Genomic DNA, 3,598 nt, shown 5'->3' with positions numbered 1-3,598 from the left:
TCGCGGTAACGCTTGCGGATTTCTCCCCGCTGACCGTGGCAAATAACACGAGCAACCGCATGTCGTCCTTCCCCCCGGTTTAGCTGCGTTAATATCCGGCGGCGGTAGTCTTCATCATCGATATAGTTCAGCAGATACACAGTCTTGTTAATGCGCCCGGCGTCGATGATGGCTTTAGTCAGACTGGATGGCCGATCACTTTTCAAAAGAGAACGGATAAGTTCTGATGCCTGTATTGTACCCAGTTTTAGCGACCCGGCTATCCTCAGCATATCATCCCAATGCTGTTCAATCCGGCGGGTATTGACAGAACCTCTGGCCAGATCATTGAGCACGCCATAATCCGCGCTTTTATCGATTCGCCAAAAAACCGCTTCACCGGCATCAGCCAAACGTGGTGAAAATTGATAGCCAAGTAGCCAGAATAATCCAAACACTAAATCACTGGCTCCAGCGGTATCCGTCATGATTTCTGTTGGATTCAAGCCAGTCTGTTGCTCTAACAGTCCTTCCAAAACAAAGATAGAATCTCTCAATGTCCCTGGAACGACGATGCCGTGGAACCCTGAAAATTGATCCGATAAAAAGTTATACCACGTAATGCCCTTAGGGAAGTATTTTCTATTTGGCCCAGCATTAATGGTACGAACAGGCGTAACCAGACGCATTCCGTCGGCAGAAGCCACTTCACCGCCACCCCATTTTTTAGCCAAAGAGAGGGTTGATTGATAATCGACCAATCGGGCATTAGCCCGAACAAGTGTTTCTGCCCGCAGGTAGTTTTGCTTGACCCAATTCAGGCGATGGCGAGTCAGCGCCGTAATATTGTGCTTGATTAAGGGCTCTAGTCCAATATTACAGGCTTCGGCCATGAGTACTGCACAAATACTAACCGGCAAATCATTGGCACGAGCATTGGCTTCGCTCACATGCGTGAATTCATCAGCAAAGTCTGTATGGGCATGGATTTCCAACAGTAACTCAGTGAGATCGACTTTTGGCAATAATCCAGTAACCTGCTCACTGAGTCGAGTGAGGCTGGGCGGCTCATCAAGTTTATCGAGGTTGGTGATGGTTAAAGCGGGGTGTTTGCCGGAATTATCGATCCTGACTGCTGCATTATCCGCAAAGTTAGCGGCAACTTGTTTGTAAGTGGCATCCAGTTGATGTGTTAGAGTAGTAATTGCTTCTTCGGGTTGCACCGGCTGTCCAATCGAACGACAAATCTGGATTCGGTTTGCTTGCCAGTTAGCACCTTGCAGCAATTTTGCCCTGGGATCGCCCCAACGGTCACTATTTTCAACATAGATATCGCGCCTTCGCAAAGTATCTTGTAATTTGTCGAGAAAACACAGCGTATATCCCCGTTTAGTGACTCGCCCGTCTTTATCAAAGATCAATCGTTTCCAAGGAGCGGAAATAATATCCATAGGTGGCTTATCTAAGGTCTGTTTGCGTGATGTACCCAAAGCGGCAAGATAATTGAATGCAGAAAGCGTCGTTTCCCCAGCAGGTGCGGCCTTGAAAGTGATGTCATTGAGTAGCCGCGGTAAAAATCGGCAAACCCTACCATACTGCTCAATCAACTCATCATGAAATTTATCATCATAGGGACGAGCTAAATTCTGGATGATGGCAATTGATTCTTCCAACCGCTCTTTAGTAATCTGGGTAAAAATGACATCGCGTAACTGGTCGTTTTGTGTTTCTTCATTCAATATCAGTCTACAGACATCCACTAAAATCAGCGCAGATTTATCCAAATCTTTCAGTGTCCGTAACCGATTTTTCTGACCCATTCTTTTGGCATTACCCGCAATCCCAGTGGTGAGTTGATCGAGTACATCCAAAGCATCATCCAGGGCAATCGTTTCAAAGGCCTTAACAAAAGCGACCAAAATAGCAGTCCGCTTGTCCTCTGGCATTCTGGCTATTTTAGGTACCGTGATGAAACCCGCGTGGCGGGCAAGGTTCTTCAATCGAACCGGTGGTATACGGGAAAAATCGATTGCTTGCATACCCAATGCCTTTAATTCAAGATAGCGTTCGACAGATGTATTAAAGGCTTGCCCGCTGATGGTTACGGGGCCTTTCTGATAACGGTCAAAAGCCGATGAGCGTGTACCTTCTGGCACTTTGAGTAAAGTTTCCAATTTGGCTTTTTGCTCAGCTGTTGGTAAAGCCGCTAATAGTCGCCACAGCCGGTTAACGGCTCTTTCCCTGATTTCAGAGATTAAGCGTGATAAAGTCGTGACACCTGGGAGTAGTACTTTGTTTTGGTTTAGCCAGGCGGTAGCAAAGTCGAACATTAAGCCTGGTCTTTCATTGCTGATCCAAGCACGGGTATAAAGTAATCGGCTAAGACGGAATGCCCAGGGCGGATCGCTAAATTCGCGGTAGCCATATTGGTCGCGAATAAGCGCGGTGTGTTCGCGCTTGGTGGTCTCCCTTTGGGCGTAATCCGCCAAAATAGCCACATCTACAATCGATAGCTGTCTTGCTACAAAGGCTTGGACTTTGGCAGGCACTAGCGTCAGATCGGAAAGGAAGCATCCCAAGAACCTGACGGCTGTTAATTGCAGCGCAAAACCTAATTTATTATGATCGCCACGGCGATTCATAATGAATGTCAGGTCAGCTTCATCAAGGTGAAAGTATCTTGCCAGTTGGATTTCATTAGGTTCGCCGGCAAACTGACCGTACTGAGCCTTCTGTTCTGCGGTTAAAAAATCGACGGCCATCCATTGCTCCAGGACAGAGGTAGAATTGAAGACAATATTTCGCTATAGGTGTCTATAATGTTATAAATTAGTGGACAGTGTAATTTCTTCGGTTTACCATGTCCATTAAATCGTTTTTTACCACATTAATAGACAGTATTTCTATTAATCGATATAGGAGACACTTTATCTATGAGATTATTCGGATATGCCCGAGTTTCCACGAGCCAGCAATCCCTTGAGATTCAGGTCAAGGCTCTTAAGGAATCTGGGGTTAAAGCTAGCCGTATTTTTACTGATAAAGTTACAGGTAGCCATGTGTATAGGGATGGCTTATCCTCGTTACGCGTTAAAGTTGAAGAAGGTGACGTGATCCTGGTCAAAAAATTGGATCGCCTTGGCCGTGATACGGCGGATATGATCCAATTAATCAAAGAATTTGACGGTATGGGTGTTTCAGTCCGATTTTTAGATGATGGGATAAGCACTGAAGGTGCTATGGGGAAAATGGTCGTTACCATTCTTTCCGCTGTTGCCCAAGCTGAGCGTCAGCGTATTCTTGAACGAACTAATGAAGGACGCGTAGAGGCACAAGCAAAAGGGGTAAAATTTGGTCGCAAACGTACCATAGACAGGAAAAAAATATTGGAACTACATGAAAATGGTTTGGGGGCTACAGCCATAGCCAAACAAATAGGCATCGGTCGCTCAACAGTTTATAAGTTGCTGAACGATACCGCTATGTAACTGTAACTAAAAAACAATTTTTCTTAGCGTACGTTTTCGTTCCATTGGACTTCAAACCCCATACTCGGCAATAGCCAAATTTTGATGCGCTCATTTTGTTGTTATTTTGTGCGTTTAGGATGCGTGCATAT

General features: G+C 45.6%; 2 protein-coding genes. One reads left to right on the top strand and one right to left on the bottom strand.

The annotated features are described in order from the left end of the window. The coding region (locus ABL924_RS18150; RefSeq protein WP_349028502.1) for a Tn3 family transposase at window positions 1-2,741 on the bottom strand (2,741 nt) is incomplete at its 3' end. A gap of 171 nt (window positions 2,742-2,912) precedes the next feature. On the opposite strand from ABL924_RS18150, the gene ABL924_RS18145 reads away from it, so the two are divergent. Then, window positions 2,913-3,467 carry a recombinase family protein gene (locus tag ABL924_RS18145; RefSeq protein WP_349028501.1) on the top strand — a complete coding sequence of 185 codons (555 nt, stop codon included), beginning with the start codon at window positions 2,913-2,915 and terminating at the stop codon, window positions 3,465-3,467. The last annotated feature ends 131 nt before the right edge of the window (window positions 3,468-3,598 follow it).

The sequence above is a fragment of the Methyloglobulus sp. genome, from assembly GCF_040079455.1.
Classification (GTDB): Bacteria; Pseudomonadota; Gammaproteobacteria; order Methylococcales; family Methylomonadaceae; genus Methyloglobulus.
Note: the sequence above shows the minus strand (reverse complement) of the source record. Positions and strands in the feature narration are given on the sequence as shown.

What these genes read in the sequence shown, in the direction of transcription:
- ABL924_RS18145 (WP_349028501.1), top strand. Translation starts at nt 2,913, where the DNA reads ATGAGATTATTCGGATATGCCCGAGTTTCCACGAGCCAGCAATCCCTT.